14 protein-coding genes are annotated in these 18,372 nt (G+C 72.5%); 10 read left to right on the top strand and 4 right to left on the bottom strand.

Annotated elements, in window-relative coordinates; all coding sequences use genetic code 11:
* Window positions 1-55: 55 nt before the first annotated feature.
* Window positions 56-382 carry a DUF1330 domain-containing protein gene (locus HHX35_RS33000; protein ID WP_182902583.1) on the bottom strand — a complete coding sequence of 109 codons (327 nt, stop codon included), beginning with the start codon at window positions 380-382 and terminating at the stop codon, window positions 56-58.
* A 299-nt stretch (window positions 383-681) separates the two neighbouring features.
* Between HHX35_RS33000 and HHX35_RS32995 the strand changes: the two genes are divergently transcribed.
* The 4 genes from HHX35_RS32995 (at window position 682) to HHX35_RS32980 (ending at window position 6,018) form a co-directional block, all read left to right on the top strand.
* Window positions 682-2,196: a serine/threonine-protein kinase gene (locus HHX35_RS32995; protein ID WP_182902582.1), complete on the top strand. Its 1,515-nt coding sequence runs from the start codon at window positions 682-684 to the stop codon at window positions 2,194-2,196.
* Between the two features lie 2 nt (window positions 2,197-2,198).
* Window positions 2,199-3,587: a serine/threonine-protein kinase gene (locus tag HHX35_RS32990; RefSeq protein ID WP_182902581.1), complete on the top strand. Its 1,389-nt coding sequence runs from the start codon at window positions 2,199-2,201 to the stop codon at window positions 3,585-3,587.
* A gap of 29 nt (window positions 3,588-3,616) precedes the next feature.
* Window positions 3,617-5,698 carry a hypothetical protein gene (locus tag HHX35_RS32985; RefSeq protein WP_182902580.1) on the top strand — a complete coding sequence of 694 codons (2,082 nt, stop codon included), beginning with the start codon at window positions 3,617-3,619 and terminating at the stop codon, window positions 5,696-5,698.
* A 65-nt stretch (window positions 5,699-5,763) separates the two neighbouring features.
* Window positions 5,764-6,018, top strand: a complete 255-nt coding sequence (locus tag HHX35_RS32980; protein WP_139576357.1) for a hypothetical protein — start codon at window positions 5,764-5,766, stop codon at window positions 6,016-6,018.
* A gap of 72 nt (window positions 6,019-6,090) precedes the next feature.
* Here the strand turns inward: HHX35_RS32980 and HHX35_RS32975 are convergent, their stop codons facing one another.
* On the bottom strand, window positions 6,091-6,438 hold the full coding sequence (locus tag HHX35_RS32975) for a hypothetical protein (protein WP_182902579.1): 348 nt from the start codon (window positions 6,436-6,438) through the stop codon (window positions 6,091-6,093).
* A gap of 380 nt (window positions 6,439-6,818) precedes the next feature.
* Between HHX35_RS32975 and HHX35_RS32970 the strand changes: the two genes are divergently transcribed.
* From HHX35_RS32970 to HHX35_RS32950, 5 genes are all read left to right on the top strand, one after another.
* A complete protein-coding gene (locus tag HHX35_RS32970; RefSeq protein WP_182902578.1) occupies window positions 6,819-8,030 on the top strand; it encodes an ROK family transcriptional regulator in 1,212 nt (403 codons plus the stop codon).
* Between the two features lie 160 nt (window positions 8,031-8,190).
* Entirely contained in the window at window positions 8,191-9,108 is a 918-nt protein-coding gene (locus tag HHX35_RS32965) for a hypothetical protein (protein ID WP_182902577.1), read from the top strand.
* Between the two features lie 343 nt (window positions 9,109-9,451).
* Complete coding sequence (locus tag HHX35_RS32960) at window positions 9,452-12,277, top strand: glycoside hydrolase family 3 protein (protein WP_182902576.1); 2,826 nt, start codon at window positions 9,452-9,454, stop codon at window positions 12,275-12,277.
* Entirely contained in the window at window positions 12,268-13,275 is a 1,008-nt protein-coding gene (locus HHX35_RS32955) for a LacI family DNA-binding transcriptional regulator (RefSeq protein ID WP_182902694.1), read from the top strand. The genes HHX35_RS32960 and HHX35_RS32955 overlap by 10 nt, the downstream gene beginning before the upstream one ends.
* Window positions 13,272-14,555 carry a GH1 family beta-glucosidase gene (locus tag HHX35_RS32950; protein ID WP_182902575.1) on the top strand — a complete coding sequence of 428 codons (1,284 nt, stop codon included), beginning with the start codon at window positions 13,272-13,274 and terminating at the stop codon, window positions 14,553-14,555. Before HHX35_RS32955 ends, HHX35_RS32950 begins: the two co-directional genes overlap by 4 nt.
* A gap of 22 nt (window positions 14,556-14,577) precedes the next feature.
* On the opposite strand, the gene HHX35_RS32945 is transcribed toward HHX35_RS32950, so the two are convergent.
* Window positions 14,578-15,708: a low temperature requirement protein A gene (locus HHX35_RS32945; RefSeq protein WP_182902574.1), complete on the bottom strand. Its 1,131-nt coding sequence runs from the start codon at window positions 15,706-15,708 to the stop codon at window positions 14,578-14,580.
* A 34-nt stretch (window positions 15,709-15,742) separates the two neighbouring features.
* Entirely contained in the window at window positions 15,743-16,765 is a 1,023-nt protein-coding gene (locus HHX35_RS32940; RefSeq protein WP_182902573.1) for an isopenicillin N synthase family oxygenase, read from the bottom strand.
* A gap of 228 nt (window positions 16,766-16,993) precedes the next feature.
* On the opposite strand from HHX35_RS32940, the gene HHX35_RS32935 reads away from it, so the two are divergent.
* A complete protein-coding gene (locus HHX35_RS32935) occupies window positions 16,994-18,340 on the top strand; it encodes a HAMP domain-containing sensor histidine kinase (RefSeq protein ID WP_182902693.1) in 1,347 nt (448 codons plus the stop codon).
* Window positions 18,341-18,372: the final 32 nt, after the last annotated feature.

Below are 18,372 nucleotides of genomic sequence, written 5' to 3'. Positions count from 1 at the left end.
CGACGGGAACAACGGACGCCCCGTGCATCTGCGCGGGGCGTCCGCGCGCGTGCGGTCAGCCGGGCGCCAGCACGTCCGTCGCCTTGTGGTCCTCGTCCACCCCCTGGATGAGCACGGCCTCACCGGAGGAGTTGCGCGTGCGCAGCGGCAGGATCTCCTGATAGGCGGGCGACCGGTACCAGGCCCTGGCCCTGTCGAGGTCGGGGAACTCGATGACGACGAGGGTCTGCGTCCAGGCGCCCTCCAGCACCTCGGGCTCGCCGCCGTGGATGATGAAACGGCCGCCGAACGGCTCCAGCGTGGCGTCGATGCGCCGCAGGTATTCCACGATGTCCGCTCCCACGTTGACGTCGCGGAGCTGGGCGATGGCGTAGGCGGTCATGGTCGCTCCAGGGTCGAGTGCGGTGCGCCGGTGTCGGGTGGGTCCTCCTCTTGGCTCAAGCATGCCGCGGACGGGTCACAGAGACGATGACGCGTGAGGTAATCGCCCGACGGCCGCGCGTTCACCACGCCATGCCCGCTCCCCAGCCGTGGAAGATCCGTGCCGTGACCGCTGACGCCGTGGATCAGGGAAGCACCGGCGCCGCGATCGCGAACACGGCCGCCACGATGAGCCCGGGGGGTGAGGCTGGTTCCGCCTGCGGCGGGCGTATCGATCACGCTTTCGCTATTCTCCCCGATATGGCCGAATCGCTGAGGGGGACGCTGGCCTCGCGATACCACCTGCTGCGCCCGCTGGGCTCCGGTGGCATGGGCACGGTGTGGCTGGCCAGAGACTCCGTGCTCGACCGCGAGGTCGCGATCAAGGAACTCCGCCTCCCGGACGGCCTCGGCGAGCGCGAGCGGGCCGAACTGATCGCCAGGGTCATGCGCGAGGCGGAGGTCACCGCGCGCGTCCGGCATCCCGGGATCGTCGCCCTCCACGACGTGCTCCTCCAGGACGGCAGGCCGTGGATCGTCATGGAACTGCTGCACGGCCACGATCTCGCCCGGCAGATCGCCGCGTACGGGCCGCTGCCGTACCGGCAGGTGGCGGACCTCGGCGCCCGCCTGCTCGACGCGCTGTCGGCCACGCATGCCGGGGGTGTGCAGCACCGGGACGTGAAGCCGGGCAACGTCTTCCTCTCCGCGGACGGCCGGGTGCTCCTCACCGACTTCGGCATCGCCCGCCAGGCCGACCAGGCGTCGATCACCGAGGCCGGCCTGATGGTCGGCTCACCGGGCTTCATCGCGCCGGAACGGCTCGCGGGCGATCCCGGCGGCCCGGCCGCCGACCTGTGGTCGCTCGCCGCCACCCTCTACACGGCCGTCGAGGGCGCCGCCCCCTACCAGGGCTCGCGCTCGGAGGTGATCCGGGCGACCCTCACCCAGGCTCCCCGTCCGCCGGTGCTCGCGGGTCCGCTCGGCCCGGTGCTGACGTGGATGATGGCGCGCGACCCGGCCGCCCGCCCCGACGCGGCCACCACGCTCACGCTGCTGCGGCAGGTGGCCGACGGCGGCACTCCGGACCTTGATCCCCGGCACGGGCTGCGGATCGAGTCGCCGAAGCGGCGTCCCCGGTGGTGGTACGCGGCCGGGGCCGCCGCCGTGGTGGGCGTCGCGGTCGCCGTGGCGGCGGTCGTGTTCTCCGTCAGGGCGGGCGAGCCGCCCCCTGATCCCGTACACCGGGTCTCGCCCACCTTCGACAGCGCCGTGGACCTGTGCCGGGCGCTGCCGGCCGAGGAGGTGCGGCGGATCGTGGGCGCATCGGCGCAGGGCCGGCCGGGGAAGTCGAGCTGCCAGTGGACCGTGAAGGGCAGCGGCGTCGAGCTGAGCGCCGAGACCGACTCCGACACCCCCGAGCCGTGGGGGCTCGACACGGCCTCGGCGACCACGCTCATGGAAGGGCTGCGCAGGCAGTACGGGTCGGGGCCGAGCGACGCGAGCTGGCTCTGGTATGAGATCGGCCTCGACCGGAGGACCCAGGCCATCGAGACGGCCGGACGGGAGACGCCGGATGTGGCCGACGAGGCCTTCGCCGTCGACCTCACCACGCCGGAGGGCCGGGCGCAGGCCGCCTATGTGTACTTCAGGCTCGGCGACCTCGTCGTCCGGCTCCAGTACGCCGATCTCGACGTGAGCTCGCCGGCCGTCCTGCGGGACCGGGCGATCGCGGCGGCGGCGTCGGCGGCCGAGGGCCTGAGGGGGCTGGCCTAGCCGTGGACCTGCTCGCCGGACGGTACCGCCTCGCCGAACCGCTCGGCGAGGGCGGCGGCGGCACGGTCTGGCGCGCCCACGACGAGCTGCTGCGCAGGGAGGTGGCGATCAAGCAGCTGCGCGTCCCGCCCGACCTGGACGACCGGCAGCGCGCCGACTTCCTCGGCAGAGCCGTCGACGAGGCCCGGGCGGCCGGACGGCTCACCCACCCGTCCATCGTGACGGTCCACGACGTCGTCGGGCACGCCGGGCAGCCGTGGATCGTCATGGACCTGGTGCCGGGCCGCTCCCTCGACAAGATCATCCGGGAGGACGGGCCGCTCGCCTCCGAGCGCGTGGCCGAGATTGGGCTGGCCGTGCTCGACGCGCTGGAGGCGGCCCACGCCCGGGGCATCCTGCACCGCGACGTCAAACCGGCCAACGTCCTCATCGGGCCGGACGGCCGCGCCCTGCTCACCGACTTCGGGATCGCCGCACCGCTGGGCGGCGCCGGGCACTCCTGGCAGAGCTCGGCGGGCTCACCCAACTACATGGCCCCCGAACGGTTCCGCGACGAGCCGGACGGCCCGCCCTCCGACCTGTGGTCCCTCGGGGCCACGCTCTACACCGCCGTCGAGGGGGAGCCGCCCTTCCACCGGAGCATGGCCGCCGCGCTCGTCGCAGCCGTCCTGCTCCACGAGCCCCGGCCGATGACCCGGGCCTCGCGGGTGCTCGCGTGGATCGTGCTCGCCCTGCTCGACAAGGATCCGGCGCGGCGTCCGCCGCCCGACGTCGTACGGCAGGCACTGCGGGCCGCCGCCGCGCCGCCCGCCCCCGCCCCCGCGGACCGGCGCGCCGGCATGTGGCGCTTCGTCGCCGTGGCGGCCCTGGTGGTCGTGGTCGGCCTCGCGGCGGGCCTGGGCGCCTGGCTTCTCGTGTCCGGGAAGCAGGGCGGCTCGGGGCGGTTCGCCGCCGTCCCCGACGCCTGCCGCAGCCTGACCAAGGCGCAGATCCATGACCTTCTCGGTGCCACGCCGCGCGGGGAACCCGCAGCCGAGGGGCGATGCGAGTGGAAGGAGCACACCACCGGCCACGACGGGACGATCACGGTCGCCTACCGGTTGCCGGCCGAGGGGGAGGGGGAGGCGGCGGCCTCCCACGACCTCGCGGCGGAGCGGGCCGCGCGGGGCGCCGCCGCGCGCGATCGGCCCGGGATCGCCGACGAGGCCTTCACCTGTGACTCCTCCGACCCCGCCGGGACCACCGGGGCCACCGGGGCCACGGTCTGGTTCCGCCTCAGCAATCTCATCGTCGAGGTCGCCTACCGGCGCGCCGGTGACCCCTCGGTCACCCCGGCCGACCGGCGCACGGCCGAGCGCGCCGCCGAACTCGTCGGCATCGGGCTCGGGTGACCTCCCGCTCTGCATCTGTAGGAGACCCCATGACCAGCGGTGACGACGCCCCCGTCGAGCCCGTCGAGCCCGGCGGGACGCCTCCCCCGGACGACCGCCTCCGGCAGGGCATGCCGCCGTACCCGCCGCAGGGCCACCCCCACCCGGGAGCTCCGCCCTACCCGCCCCCGTACGGCTCCCCGCCCGGTCCCCAACCCGGCCCGTACCCCGCCCCCCAGCCGGGCGCGTATCCCGCAGGTCCCCAGCCGCAGCCGGGCGCGTACCCGGCCTCCCAGCCGGGCGCGTATCCCGCAGGTCCCCAGCCGCAGCCGGGCGCGTATCCCGCCCCGGGCGCCTACCCCGGTTCCCCGCCAGGGCCGCAGCCGCAGCCCGGCGCGTACCCCGGTCCCCAGCCAGGTCCTCAGCCCGGTCCCCAGCCAGGGTCACAGCCGCAGGCGCAGCCGGGCGCGTACCCCGCCCCCCAGCCGGGCGCGTACCCCGGGCCGCAGCCGCAGCCCGGCGTCTATCCGGGTGCCGCGCCCGGTGGCGGCCCGCAGCCCGGGGGGTATCCCGGCGCGCCGGGTGGCCAGGGCCGGCCGCAGCCGGGGCCTCCGGCCGGGCCGCCGCCGCAGTCGCCTCAGTCGAATCCCTATCCCTATCCATCGCAGGCAGGGCAGGGCGGCCCGCCGTCCGGACCGCAGGGGCAGGGGTGGCAGGCGGCCACGCCGCCTCCGCCCGAACTGTGGCAGATGCCGACCCAGCCCTCCGCCCCGGCGCGGCGGGGGTGGGTGCTGCCGGTGGTGGCGGTCGTCGCTGTGCTGGTGGTGGCCGGGGGGACGTTCGCGTTCATGACGGTGCGCCAGACGGGAGCGTCCGGTAAGGCGAGTCCGACGGCGACGGCGGCGACGGCGGCCAAGAAGTCGGCGTCGGCCGCGCCGGTGGCGGCGACCGCCGACGTGTGCTCGATGCTCGACCCGGACGAGGCCGAGCGTCTCGTGCCGCGGGCCGAGATCGACTCCTCGACCGACGACAACCGCGGCGACACCCTCGTGAGTTACGTCCGGTGGCAGTGCCGCTGGGCCAACCGGAACATCTCGTACAAGGACGTCACCCGCAGCCGCGAGATCACGGTCAACGTGTCCAAGTACGAGGCGCTCGGGACGACCACGGCCGTGGAGGCGGCGAAGATCCAGTACAAGGGTGAGCTCAGCCAGTACAAGTACGGCGCGACCCACTCGGACAAGGAGCACTACTACTCGGCGGCCCAGGAGTACCAGGGCATCGGAGACACGGCGGCCGCGCAGTACCAATGGACGCGGGAGGGGAAGCAGTACTGGTACTCCTTCGGCCAGGGAGTGGGCCGGGTGGGCGACGTGGTCTTCCAGGTGAAGTTCGAGGCGAGCCAGAAGAAGAAGGAGGCCGACCTCCTGTCGACGGAGAGCACGCAGTCGATCACCGAGGAGAACGCCCTGCGGGAGGTGAAGGGCCTGCTCGGGCAGCTCGCGAAGTCGGTGACCGCCTGGCGGGCCGGGCAGCCGCTGCCGTATCACGCGCGTCCCAAGCCGAGCCCGTCGCCGTCGCCCTCGCCCACCCGGATCCCCCTGCCCCGGGCCTGCGTGAGCCTCAAGACGCTGGCAGCCACCCTGGTGCCGGAGACCGAGGGCGCGGCGGTGCGGAGCAAGGAGGGCAACTCGAACGTCACCCAGTGCCAGTGGTGGAACGACAAGCTGCCGCTCGGCGGCGGCAAGGTCCGGTGGCGCAACCTGCGCATCGCCGTCCACACCTTCTGGGACGCGGAATCCGCCCGTTACTACCTCATCGACCAGCGCTCGAAGACCAAGTTCACGGCGAGCAGCGAGATCGGCGGCATCCGGTGGGGCAAGGTCGAGAAGCTGACCGGCTTCGGGCAGGAGGCGTTCGGCCAGGCCATCCGGCAGCGCACCGACACGGCCCAGGGCAACCGGTACGAGATCTACGCGCTGGACGGCAAGAACGTCATATGGGTGCTGCTGTCCGGCAGCGACCGCCCGGAGAACACGCCGATCAACGCGCCCGACTCCGTGCTCATGGACCCGAAGGAGGCGGCCGCCGGGGCCAAGTCCGTGGCCAAGTCCCTGCTCGGCGCCCTGTGAGCCGGTGTTCGTGCAGGTTTGCGCGGGTATTTCCCCCCTCGACCGCGAGTCGACGGGGGGAAACCATGGCTACCTGTGAGGTCTGCGGCAACGATTACGACATGGCCTTCGAGGTGCACACCCAGGGGGCGGTGCACGTCTTCGACAGCTTCGAGTGCGCTATCAGCCGGATGGCGCCTGTGTGCGAGCACTGCGGGTGCCGCATCGTGGGCCACGGCTCCGAGTTCGACGGCCGCTGGTTCTGCTGCGCGCACTGCGCCCGGGAATCCGGTGCGACCAGGATTGTCGACAGAGAGGTCACCGGCGCCGTCGCCCGCTAGAGCGGGTCACTTTGACGGTCGTGAGGGCCTCCGAGCGGGATCCACACCCGCTGGAGGCCCTCATGCCGCACGTCAGGACTCGAACGCGACCAGGCGGATGATGAGGAATCCCTCGCCCTCGCGCTTCGGCGGCAGCGTGGTGCCCGGCACGGCCTCGAACACCTCGGGGTGCTCGTCCCTGGTCACCACGCCGAACAGGTCGTCCGGCAGGGTCATGCCCAGCGCCATGGCACGCCTCGCGGCGGCGTAGAAACTGCCGCCCGCCTCCAGGTCGGCGGCGACCATCTCGGCCGCCGGCCGGTCGGGCACCCGGATGCGGGCCACCCGGGCCCGCTGCGGCCGGGCCGAGCGGGCGCGGAGATAGTCCTCGATCTCCCACACGAGCAACTCGCCGAGGTAATGCGACATGTCCCTCTTCACGGTGCCCAGACTCGCCTGTGGCGGTTGATTCCCGTTTGCACTCCGCTTGCTCCGGAGTTCGCCTGCGGCGTTCGGGCTTGCGGCGTGGGGACTTCCCGTGCCGGCCGAGGGTCCGCCGGCGCCCGATCATCTCGCCCGGGTGCTTGCCCCTGGATTCGCATGACGCTGCACGGTAGTCTTTTAGTTAGTTCCTTAGCCAAACAAATGTCGGAGGAGCGAGTGCCACCAGGTTACCCGGGAGGCGCTGGGACCGGTGGCCGGTGCCAAGCCGGGCGCGGCGCTGCCCGCGCGTCCGTGCGCGCCACGATTCCGGCCGCCGTTGTCGTGTCAAATTGCTCGCAATTGCGGCATGATGAGCCCGAGCGGGAACGGGGCGGACATTGATCACATCGCACAACGGGCCACAGCCGGCCGACTTCACCGACGTACGGGCGACCAACCTCGCCGTCGTGCTGCGGTTCGTCCGGGAGAACGCGCCCTGCTCACGTGCCGACATCGCCGCCTCGACGGGCCTGAACAAGGCCACCGTGTCCAGCCTGGTCGCCGACCTCATCGACCGGCGGCTGCTGCGCGAGACCGGCCTGACCGAGCACCGCGTCGGCCGGCCCGCCACCATGCTCGTCCTGGACGGCTCGCCGTACGCCGCGATCGGCATCGAGGTCAACGTCGACTACATCACGGCGGTCGCGGTGGACCTCAAGGGCGAGGAGCTCCTGAACTGGCGGCGGTCCTTCCCGGGCGGGGCCTCGAGCGCGGGCCAGGCGGTCGTCGCCATGGCGGCGCTCGCCCGGCGGGTCGTGAGCCGGATGACCAAGGAGGCCCGGCAGGTGCTCGGCCTGACCGTGGCCGTGCCCGGTCTGGTCGACGTCAACGGGGTCGTGCGGGTCGCCCCCAACCTGGGCTGGCGCGACGCGGACCTGGCGGGCAACCTCACCAAGGCGCTGCGCGACCCCGGCTTCCCCGTGCTCGTGGACAACGACGCCAACCTCGCCGCCCTGGCGGAGCACCGGTTCGGGCCCCACCGCAACGCCGCCAACCTCGTCTACGTGACCGGCGAGGTCGGCGTGGGCGCGGGCATCGTCATGGACGGCCGGCTCAGGCGGGGCGGGCAGGGCTACAGCGGCGAAATCGGCCACATCGAGCTTGATGCCGCCGGGCCCACCTGCCGGTGCGGCCGGCGCGGCTGCCTGGAGGCCGTGGCCGGGGTCGGCGCGATCCTCGCCCACACGGCGCCCGACGCCTCGCCCTCCGAGCTCGAACTCGAGATCGACGAGGTCGTACGGCGCGCCCGCAACGGCGAGCGGGACGTCCTCACGCTCCTGGAGGACGTGGGACGCCACCTCGGCAGGGGAATGGCCGCCGTGGCCAACATGCTCAACCCGGAGGTCGTGATCCTCGGGGGCTACTACGTGCCGCTGGCGCCCTGGCTCGTCGCGTGCGCGGAGGAGGAGATGTACGGCAGGGTGCTCGCCCCCGGCGGGGGAGGCTGCCGGCTTGAGGTGTCCACGCTCGGATACGGCGCGGCCGCGCTCGGGGCCGCCGCGCGGGTGCTCGACTCGGTCGACTCCGGCCGCCTGCCCGCGCAGCGCTGACCCCCCTATCCCGCCGCCGTCCGGAACGGCCGTGCTGTGGCGCGGGGCCGGCCCATGCGCCCGGCGCGCCGTTCCCGGCGTCAGGCGTACCGATATCGAATGGCTGCGAACCCGGCCGGGGTGCGAGGCGTCGAACAACGCACTGTCGACGAATTGGAACATGATGAACACTCGCCTGCTGTCCGCCGCCGCGCTCTCCGCCGCGCTCACGGCCGCATTGGCCGCCCCCGCGGCCGCCGCCGCTCCGGCCGGGGCCTCCGCCGCACCGAAGCCCCTCACCGGGGTCGCCGTCTACCTGTCGTACGGCAAGGGTTACCCGGTCAGCCGTTACGAGCCCGGCAAGGGCTTCACGAAGCTGGGCGCCATGCCGATGACGGGCCAGTTCTCCGCGTCCCCCGACGGCAGGAAGCTCGCCTGGATCACCGGCGCCGGGTACGTGCGGGTCGGGGACGGCCGCACGGTCACGACCGCGGCCAAGGGCGCCGGGGCCGGAGCGCCGTGCCTCACCCCGGTCTGGTCGCCCGACTCCAGGCAGGTCGCGTACGTGGCGAAGGGCGACTCCGACGCCGGGTCCGTCACCGTCGTCGGCGCGGACGGGAAGGGCCGCAGGAAGGCGGGCACGACCCTCGGGGTCTGCCACCTGGCCTGGTCGGCCGACGGCCGCTACCTCGCCGGGTACGCCGGGACGACCGAGGGCGTGTACCGCCTCGACGTGAGCACCGGCAAGGCGATCAAGGTCAAGGGCGTCGGCCTGGCCAACCACGTGCAGAGCCTGTCGCCCGACGGCACGAAGGTCGTCGTGGCGCCGCTGTCGAGGAACGCGCCGGGGGGTGACGGCTCCTGGCCGGGGGGCTTCCGCCCGGCCGTGGTCGACGTCGCCACCGGCAAGAAGGTCGCCATCCCGGTGAAGGGCTCGCTCATCGGCGCCTTCTACCTGCGGGACGGCCGCCTGGTCGTCCGGGTCGCCGGACGCACCGCCAACACCCTGGTCGTGCTCGACAAGAACGGCGGGCAGGTGCAGCGCCTGACCGAGCCCGCCGCGGCCAGGCAGCAGGCGCTGCTGCAGATCGTCGGCTGACCGGAGGCTCCTGGCATCGGCCGACGGCATCGGCCGGAAGGGCGGGCGCGGACCGGCCGGGATTCCCGGCCCCGCGCCCGCCTTCGCGTACGGCCGGCGTACGGCCGGAGTGGGCCTCGATGTGACATCGAGGTGAAACCGGCGAGGGTCTTGACCTGAGCCGAGGATGAGGGCACTCTTCCGGATAAGCCCGGATTTACACGCCAGAAACTTGCGGTAACGCTTTCGAAGCGCTTCGACGGCGGCGCTTCTCCAACCGAACACGCGGATCCTCGCGACGCCCTCATGGGCGTCTTTTTCGGCAGGTCATCGAAGCGCTTCGACGCGAAGGGTGAGTCTCCAGATGAACGAACCGGCGAGACACGACCAGGACCCGGCATTCCGGAACCCCGCGCTGTCTCCCGCCGAACGGGTGGACGACCTGCTCGGCAGGCTCACACTCGACGAGAAGATCGGCCTGCTGCACCAGTACCAGGCGCCGGTGGAACGGCTCGGCCTGCGGGTCTTCCGCACCGGCACCGAGGCCCTGCACGGCCTGGCCTGGCACGGTCCCGCCACCGTGTTCCCCCAGGCCGTCGGCCTGGCCAGCACCTGGAACCCCGACCTGGTCCGCCAGGTGGGGGAGGCGACAGGCGACGAGGTCATGGCCTTCCACCACAAGGATCCGCAGAGCGTGGGCCGCAACGTCTGGGCGCCGGTGGTCAACCCGCTGCGCGACCCGCGCTGGGGCCGCAACGAGGAGGGCTACTCCGAGGACCCCTGGCTGACCGGGGTGATGGGCACGGCCTACGCCCGCGGCCTGCGCGGAGGACACGCCGTGCTGAAGACGGCGCCCACGCTGAAGCACTTCCTCGGCTACAACAACGAGACCGACCGGTGCGTGACCTCCAGCGGCCTGCCGCCGAGGGTGCTGCACGAATACGAGCTCAAGGCGTTCCGGCCGGCCGTCGAGTCGGGGGCCGCGGTGGCCGTCATGCCGTCGTACAACCTCGTCAACGGCCGCCCGGCCCACCTGTCGCCGCTGATCGGCAGCCACCTGCGCACGTGGGCGCCCGACGACATCCTCGTGGTCAGCGACGCGTACGCGCCGGGGAACCTCGCCGGGCTGCAGGGCTACCACAAGGACCTGCCCGAGGCGTACGCGCACGCGATCAAGGCCGGACTGGACAGCTTCACACAGGACGACGCGGACACCGCCACCACCCTGGGCCACGTCAGGACCGCGCTCGACCGCGGCCTGCTGACCGAGGCCGACATCGACGCCGCCGCCCGGCACGCGCTGTCGATCCGGGTGCGGCTCGGCGAGTTCGACCCCGCCACGCCGTACGACGACATCACCCACGACGTCGTCAACAGCCCCGAGCACCAGCGGCTCGCGCGGGAGGCGGCCCGCCAGTCGATCACCCTGCTGAAGAACGACGGCCTGCTTCCGCTGGCCGCCCCGCGCACGGTCGCGGTGATCGGCCCGCTGGCCGACGCGTTGTTCGAGGACTGGTACAGCGGCACGCTGCCCTACCAGGTCACGGCCCTGGCGGGGCTCGCCGAGCGGTGCGAGACCGTCTACTGCGAGGGCGCCGACCGGGTGGCGCTGCGCACCGAGGGCGGATACGTCAGCGCGTCCGCCGACCCGGCCGGCGGTCCGCTGTACGTGGGGAGCGAACGCTCCTGCTTCGACGTGTTCGACTGGGGCGGCGGCGCGTTCGCGTTCCGGTCCTGCGCGAACGGGCGGCACGTGTCGGCGGGCGAGGACGGCGTGCTGGCCAACGACCAGCCCGGGCCGAACGGCTGGGAGGTGCGCCAGACCTTCCGGATCGAGGAGCGGCCGAGGGGCGTGGTGCTGCGCAACATCTCCTCCGGCCGCTACGTCACCGTGGCCGACGGCGTCGTGCGCACGACCGACGACCCCGACGCCGCGTCCGTGCTGTCCGTTGAGCCGGTCGAGAGCGGCGCGGCCCGCGCCGCGGAGGCGGCGGCCCGTGCGGACGTCGCGATCGTCGTGCTCGGCGACCATCCGCTGGTGAACGGCCGCGAGACCGAGGACCGCACGACGCTGGCGCTGCCCGAGCGGCAGGAGGCCCTGCTGAAGGCCGTCCACGCGGCCAACCCGGCCACCGTGCTCGTGGTCTCCAGCGGCTACCCGTTCGCGGTGACCTGGGCGCAGGAGCACCTGCCCGCGATCGTCTGGTCGGCCCACGGCGGCCAGGAGTACGGCCACGCGCTCGCCGGCGTGCTGCTCGGCGACGACGACCCGGGCGGCCGCCTCACCCAGACGTGGTACCGCTCGGCCGCCGAGCTGCCCGACCTGCTCGACTACGACATCATCGCCTCCGACGCCACCTACCTCTACTACCGCGGCCGGCCGCTCTACCCGTTCGGGCACGGCCTGAGCTACACCCGCTTCGCCTACTCCGATCTGGAGCTGTCGTCGGCCGACCTCGCCGAGGACGACACGCTGACCGTCCGGGTGACCGTGACGAACGCGGGTGAGCGCGAGGGGGAGGAGGTCGTGCAGTTCTACACCCACCAGCGGCGCTCCCGCGTCAAGCAGCCGCTGCGCCAGTTGCGCGGTTTCGTCAAGGTGCGGCTCGCGCCGGGCGAGAGCCGCACGGTGTCGGTGGACGTGCCGGTCGGGGACCTGGCCTTCTGGGACGTGACGCGCGGCAGGTTCGTGGTCGAGGAGGCCGCGCACAAGGCGCAGGTGGGCGCCTCGGCGGGGGACATCCGGCTGTGCGCGCCGTTCCGGGTACGGGGCGAGCGCATCCCGCCGCGCGATCTGACCTCGGGGCCACTGGACGCGGCCGATCACGACGAGTACGACGGTGTGGTGCTGTGCGACGCCGCTCTCGACTCCGGCGACGCGGTCCGCTCCACGGGACCGGGGGCGTGGATCGCGTTCAAGGACTGCGACTTCGGCGGGGACTTCGGCGATCAGGGCCCGTCCGCCTGCGTGCTGGCGGTGTCGAGCGACGAGGGCGGGGTGGTCACGCTGCGGCTCGACGACCCCCTGACCGGCGAGGTCGCGGGCGCGGTCAGCGTCCCGCCCACGGCGACCAGGCACGATTTCGTCGAGGTGAGCACTCCTCTGGCGGGAGCCGCCGGAGTGCGCGATCTTTATGTGGTGTACGAGAGCGAGGGGGTCACGGTGAGCGCGTTGGGGTTCTGCCCGTGAGGACCGTGACGATCGCCGACGTCGCCAAGCACGCGGGGGTCGCCGTCTCCACGGTCTCGTACGTGCTGAGCGGCAAGCGGGCGATATCGGCGACCACCCGGCAGCGGGTCCTGGACAGCGTGCGGGTCCTCGGTTACCACCCCAACGCCGGCGCCCGCGCCCTGGCGAGCAAGCGCGCGAAGGTCATCGCGCTGGTGCTGCCGCTGCGGGCCGGCATGAACCTGCCGGTCCTCATGCAGTTCGCGACCTCGGTCGTCACCATGGCCCGCCAGTACGACCACGACGTGCTGCTCATGACGGCCGACGAGGGGGCGGACGGGCTGCACCGGGTGGCGGCCAGCGCGCTGGTCGACGGGCTGTTGCTGATGGACGTGGAGATCCACGACCCCCGGGTGCCGCTGCTGCGCAAGCTCGCCGAGCCGAGCGTGCTGATCGGTTTCCCGGCCGACCCCGAAGGGCTGACCTGCGTCGACCTCGACTTCGCCCGCGCCGGGGCGCTGTGCGCCGACCACCTGGCCGATCTCGGGCATCGCGAGATCGCGCTGCTGGGCGCGCCGCGCGTGGTCTACGAGCGCGGCACGGGGTTCGCCGAGCGCACGATGGCGGGTTACGTCGAGGCGGCCCGGCGGCACGGGCTCGAAGCCGACGCGCGGCCCTGCGAGGAGTCGTTCGACGAGGTCCACGCCGCCGTGAAGCTGCTGCTCGACGAGCGGCCGGGGCTGTCCGGGCTCGTCGTGCACAACGAGGCGGCCGCCGGCCACGTGCTGGGGGCGTTGCGGATCCTCGGCAGGCGGGTGCCCGAGGACGTCTCGGTGGTGGCGATCTGCCCGGACGACATCGCCGAACGGGCCAGCCCCGCGCTGACCTCCGTGCTCATTCCCGCCGAGGACGTCGGCAGGCAGGCGGTCCGGCTGCTCATGGCCAAGCTGGAGGGCCAGGCAGTCCCGGAGTCGACGCTCCTCGAACCTCGGCTGACGATTCGCGAAAGTTCACGATGATCTCATTTCCCGACGGCTTCCTGTGGGGGGCCGCGACCGCGTCGTACCAGATCGAGGGAGCGGTCCACACCGACGGCCGCGTCCCCTCGATCTGGGACACCTTCTCCCACACCCCCGGCATGGTCGCCGACGGCCACACCGGCGACGTGGCCTGCGACCACTACAACCGCTATCTCGAGGACGTCGAGATCATGGCGTGGCTGGGGCTGAAGGCCTACCGGTTCTCGGTGGCCTGGCCGCGCCTCGCCGACCTGAGCTTCTACGACCGGCTCGTCGACGCCCTGCTCGCCAAGGGCATCACGCCCGTCGCGACGCTCTACCACTGGGACCTCCCGCAGACGCTGCAGGACACGGGCGGCTGGACCAACCGTGAGACGGCCTTCCGGTTCGCCGACTACGCCGCCGCCGTGCACCGGCGCCTGGGCGACCGCGTCGGCGTCTGGACGACGCTCAACGAGCCCTGGGTGTCGGCGTTCGTCGGGCACGGATCGGGCCGGCACGCGCCCGGGGTGACCGACCCGGCCGCCGCGTTCACCGCCGCCCACCACCTGATGCTCGCGCACGGCCTGGCCGTGCAGGCGCTGCGGGCGGGGGGCGCGGAGTCCGTCTCGCTGACGCTGAACCTGACGCCGGTCCTCGGCGACCCCGAGCCGGCCCGCCTGATCGACGGGCTGGCGAACCGGCTCTTCCTCGACCCCGTGCTGCGCGGCGAGTACCCCTCGGACGTCCTCGCCCACCTGGAGCGTTTCACCAAGGTCAACCTGGACGACCTGCCGACGATCGCGCAGCCGATCGACGTGCTCGGCGTCAACTACTACACGGTCAACCGGGTCGTCGCCGACCCCTCGTCCGAGGGCCATCCGGAGTATCCCGGCAGCGAGGGCATCGCATGGGAGGAGCCGCACGGCGAGGTCACGGAGATGGCCTGGGAGATCAACCCGGCCGGGCTTGAGGACCTGCTCGTACGGCTGGCCCGCGACTACCCCGGCACGCCTTTGATGATCACGGAGAACGGGGCCGCCGTTCCCGACGGGGTGTCCGACCCCGGCCGGATCTCCTATCTCGACGCCCACTTCCGCGCCGCCCGGTCGGCCATGGACCGGGGCGCCGACCTGCGCGGCTACTTCGTGTGGTCGCTGATGGACAACTTCGAGTGGGCCCGGGGCTACCACAAGCGGTTCGGGCTCGTCCGCGTCGACTACGACACGCTGGAGCGCACGCCGCGCGACAGCGCCCGCTGGTATCGCGAGGTGATCGCCGGGAACGGCCTGGCGGACTGAGCGGACTGGGGCCGCCCCGCCCCTAAAGGACGGTTTCCACGCAGATCATCACGACCAGCAGGACGACCAGCGCGCCGAGGTGGGCGGCTGACGACCACAGGCCGATCGGGACGGTCGCCGCGGCCAGCAGCGCCGCGGCGACCCGCACGGCGGTCCGTCCCAGCCCGAGCACCCGGCGGAACCACAGGTCGCCGAGCAGGAACAGCGCGGTTCCCCCGGCCAGCGCGACGGCGGGGCCGAGGCCGAGATGGTCGTGGCCGACGGCCTTCTTGATCCCGGCCGCCGTTGCGACGACCCCGAGCAGGATCGGGATGTGGGCGTAGAAGTACGCGCCCAGGATGAGCCGCGTCCGCTGGACGACCTCGGCCCGCATCAGCGCGTGCTCGGGCCCGCTCTCGCCGCGTCCGAAGTACACCCACCACAGCGACGCCGTGAGGGCCAGGCCCAGCAGGGCCGCGACGATCAGCGCCGCCCCGGGGTGACCGTCGGTCGCCCCGATGCCGATCGCCACGATCGACTCGCCCAGCACGATGATCACCAGCAGGCCGTGCCGCTCGACGATGTGCGCCGGGTGCAGGGGGAAGCCCTTCTGCCCGATGAAGATCGGGCTCATCCAGATCAGCACGAGGGCCGCCGTCCACAGCGCGTAGTTCCACGGCGGGTCGGCGAAGGCGGCGGCGAAGACGAGCGCGGTCGCGGCCAGGTTGAACGGCACGACCCGCGCGATCGCGGCCGTCGCCTGCAGGTAGAGCCCGCTGTGGACGAGCACGATGACGAGGTAGCCGACGGCGAACGCCACGCCGCTGCCCGAGAAGGTGCGCGGGACGGCCAGGGCCATGATCAGGAATCCGGCCATGCCGCACAGGATCAGCACCCGCCGGGCCGCGCGCTCCGGCGGCACGGTGTTGGTGAGCCAGGCGTAGCCGGAGTACATCCACCAGAGCAGACCGAAGATCAGGATCGCCTGCACGGTGCCCTGGCCGGCGAACCCATCCCCGTCCTGGCGGGTGAAATCCCCCACCAGCAGCGACGTGAGCTGCGTGATCGTGAAGACGAAGACGAGGTCGAAGAAGAGCTCGATCGTGGAGACGCGTAACTCGGCGTCCGGAGCGGTCGGTTCGACGCGCTCGGCGAACCAGCGGGGGAGATGCATGGCGAATATTGTGCCGGTTGCGCTGCTTTCTTGATTACACGTTTTCACGTGCTCCGGAGTTCGGCGGCAGCACCCGGTCGCCGAGTCCCGGGAACACCTTGGCGACCTTCGCGGTCAGATAGTCGCCGTACGTGCCGGTGAAGGCCCGCAGGTCCAGGCCGTCCCAGCGGGCGCGGCCCCCGTCGCGGGCGGGCAGGGAGGGCAGCGGCGGCACCTCGCAGTCCCAGCCGGGGTCGAAGAAGAAGGGGAAGGACAGCCTGCCGCGGCCCGTGGCGTTGCGCACGCGGTGCGGGGTCGACCGATACAGGCCGCCGGTCAGCTTGTCGAGCATGTCGCCGATGTTGCAGACCAGCGTGCCCGGGATGGGCGGCGCCTCGATCCAGCCGCGGGCGGTGTGCACCTGGAGGCCGGGATTGTCGTCCTGGAGCAGCAGCGTCAGCAGGCCGTAGTCGGTGTGCTCGCCGACCCCCCACTCGTCCGGATCGGCGTACGGCGGGGGCGGATAGTGGAAGATCCGGAACAGGGTCGTGGGCGTGGCCGTGTAGCCGGCGGCGAAGTAGTCCTCGTCGAGCCCCAGGCTCAGCGCCACGCCCCGCATGACCGCCTGCCCCACGTGGGTGAGGGCGTCCATGTACGCCGGCACGGCCCGGCGCAGTTCGGGCACCTCCTCGGGGAAGAGGTTGCGCCCGTGCAGCGGCCGGGGATCGTCGTCGCCGAGCTCGGCGCCGAAATAGAGGCCCTCCTTGAGGTCGGGCCGGCCGGAGGTGAGCTCGCCGCCCACGGGGAAATATCCCCGCCAGGCCCGCCCGCTCCGGTCCATGGAGATACGCGACTTGTGCTCCTCGGGCAACCGGAAGAAGCGCGCCGCGGCGTCCCTCAGCTCCGCGATCAGAGCCTCGGGCACCCCGTGGCCGCTGATGTAGAAGAAACCGCTGTCCAGGCAGGCGGCCTTGATCCGGCGCGCGACCTCGGCGCGTACGTGGCCTGCTCCGGGGCCTGTCCCGGGGCCGGTGAGGGCGGCCACGTCGATTACCGGCAGTGGTCCGGCGGCGTTCATACCTCATATCCCACCACCCGGGAGGGCCGTCCGGAAGGCTCCTTTACCTGCTTGCCGATCGTGTTGCGCGTGTCGGCATTTCGGCCCGACAGGACCATCTCGTCCAGTTTGTCCCGTTACCGATTGATAACGCCCTGAAGAGTAGATTTCTTACGCACGGTCAGTAGGGCCACATCGTAAGCGGGCGATCACATGGGTTTCGGGGATCGGTGGTCGGTCAGGAGTCGCATCGTGCTGTTCACCGGCACGGTCGTCGCCCTGCTGTGCGCCGCGTTCTCGGTCGTCCTGGTGTGGTCCCTGCAGGTGGCGGCCCGGGAAAGCCTCCTGCGGGAGGTGACGGTGGACGGCGGCCGGGTCGCCTACCTCGTGGACCACGGACAGACGGGGAGCGTGCTGCCCTCCTACGGGCGGAACCGGCCCGTCCAGGTGGTGGACCCGCAGGGCAGGGTGCGTTCGGCGACGCCGGACATGGCCGGAAAGCCGGCGATGGCGACCTTCCGTCCCCAGGCGCCGCTCCGCAAGGCGACACGGGAGGTCTGCGGCGGCGTCTTCGGCGCGGACCGGTGTCACATCGTGGTCGCGCAGCAGGTCTACCGCGACGACGGAGACTGGACCGTCTACAGCGCCGCGCCGGTCCAGGCATTCGACGCGCCGCCGGCCCTGGTGGCCGGTCTGGCCGTAGGATCGGCGCTCGTCACGGCCGCCGTCGCGTACGGCACCCGGCGCAGCGTGAAGCGGGCGCTCATGCCGGTGCGGGCCATCACGGCCGAGCTCGACGAGATCAACGTCTCGGACCTCGGGCGGCGGGTGCCGGTCCCCGAGGCCAAGGGGGAGATCCACGACCTCGCGCAGAGTGTCAACTACACGCTGGACCGGCTGGAGGAGACGCTCGAACAGCAACGGCGCTTCACCTCCGACGCGTCCCACGAGCTGCGCAGCCCTATCACCGCGATCCGCGCCCAGGTGGAGGACGCGCTGCTCGCCCCGCAGGAGTCCGACCTGCGGGAGATCGGGCCCGCCGTGCTGAAGAGCCTCGAACGGCTCCAGGCGATCGCCGCCGACCTGCTGACGCTGGCTCGTCTCGACGCGGGCGCGCCCTGCGAGCGCGAGCCGCTGGACCTCGGCCGGCTCGTGGCCGCGGAACTGGACACCCGCCGCCCGGTCAGGAGGGTCGTCTCGCAGTTGACTCCCGGTGTGGTCGTCCGGGGGGACCGCATCCGGCTGGGCCGCCTGGTCACCAACCTGCTCGACAACGCAGAGAGGCACGCCGCCACCACCGTACGGCTGGAGGTGCGGCGCGAGGACCCGCCCGACGGCGACCCCCGGTTCCGTTCCGGTCTGGCCGTGCTCGAAGTGCTCGACGACGGCGCGGGAATCGCGCGTGACCAGCGGGAGCTCGTCTTCCAGCGGTTCACCCGGCTCGACACGGCCCGCAGCAGGAACATCGGGGGCGCGGGCCTGGGCCTGCCCATCGCCCGGCAGATCGCCGAGAGTCACGGCGGCACCCTGACGATCATGGACAGCCCGCGCGGCGCGCGCTTCCTCCTGCGCCTGCCGCTCTCCCGGGAGTCCTGACCTCCGGGTCGGAAAACCGCTCCCGCTAAGGT

The sequence above is a fragment of the Microbispora sp. H10830 genome (assembly GCF_014161375.1).
Classification (GTDB): domain Bacteria; phylum Actinomycetota; class Actinomycetes; order Streptosporangiales; family Streptosporangiaceae; genus Microbispora; species Microbispora catharanthi.
This window is presented reverse-complemented; position numbering and strand designations above follow the sequence as displayed.

Excerpts from the sequence above, each read along its gene's own strand:
- HHX35_RS32940 (WP_182902573.1), bottom strand. The coding sequence starts at position 16,765 with ATGAACGCCGCCGGACCACTGCCGGTAATCGACGTGGCCGCCCTCACC.
- HHX35_RS32995 (WP_182902582.1), top strand. The coding sequence starts at position 682 with ATGGCCGAATCGCTGAGGGGGACGCTGGCCTCGCGATACCACCTGCTG.
- HHX35_RS32965 (WP_182902577.1), top strand. The coding sequence starts at position 8,191 with ATGATGAACACTCGCCTGCTGTCCGCCGCCGCGCTCTCCGCCGCGCTC.
- HHX35_RS32960 (WP_182902576.1), top strand. The coding sequence starts at position 9,452 with ATGAACGAACCGGCGAGACACGACCAGGACCCGGCATTCCGGAACCCC.
- HHX35_RS32980 (WP_139576357.1), top strand. The coding sequence starts at position 5,764 with ATGGCTACCTGTGAGGTCTGCGGCAACGATTACGACATGGCCTTCGAG.
- HHX35_RS33000 (WP_182902583.1), bottom strand. The coding sequence starts at position 382 with ATGACCGCCTACGCCATCGCCCAGCTCCGCGACGTCAACGTGGGAGCG.
- HHX35_RS32945 (WP_182902574.1), bottom strand. The coding sequence starts at position 15,708 with ATGCATCTCCCCCGCTGGTTCGCCGAGCGCGTCGAACCGACCGCTCCG.
- HHX35_RS32985 (WP_182902580.1), top strand. The coding sequence starts at position 3,617 with ATGACCAGCGGTGACGACGCCCCCGTCGAGCCCGTCGAGCCCGGCGGG.
- HHX35_RS32950 (WP_182902575.1), top strand. The coding sequence starts at position 13,272 with ATGATCTCATTTCCCGACGGCTTCCTGTGGGGGGCCGCGACCGCGTCG.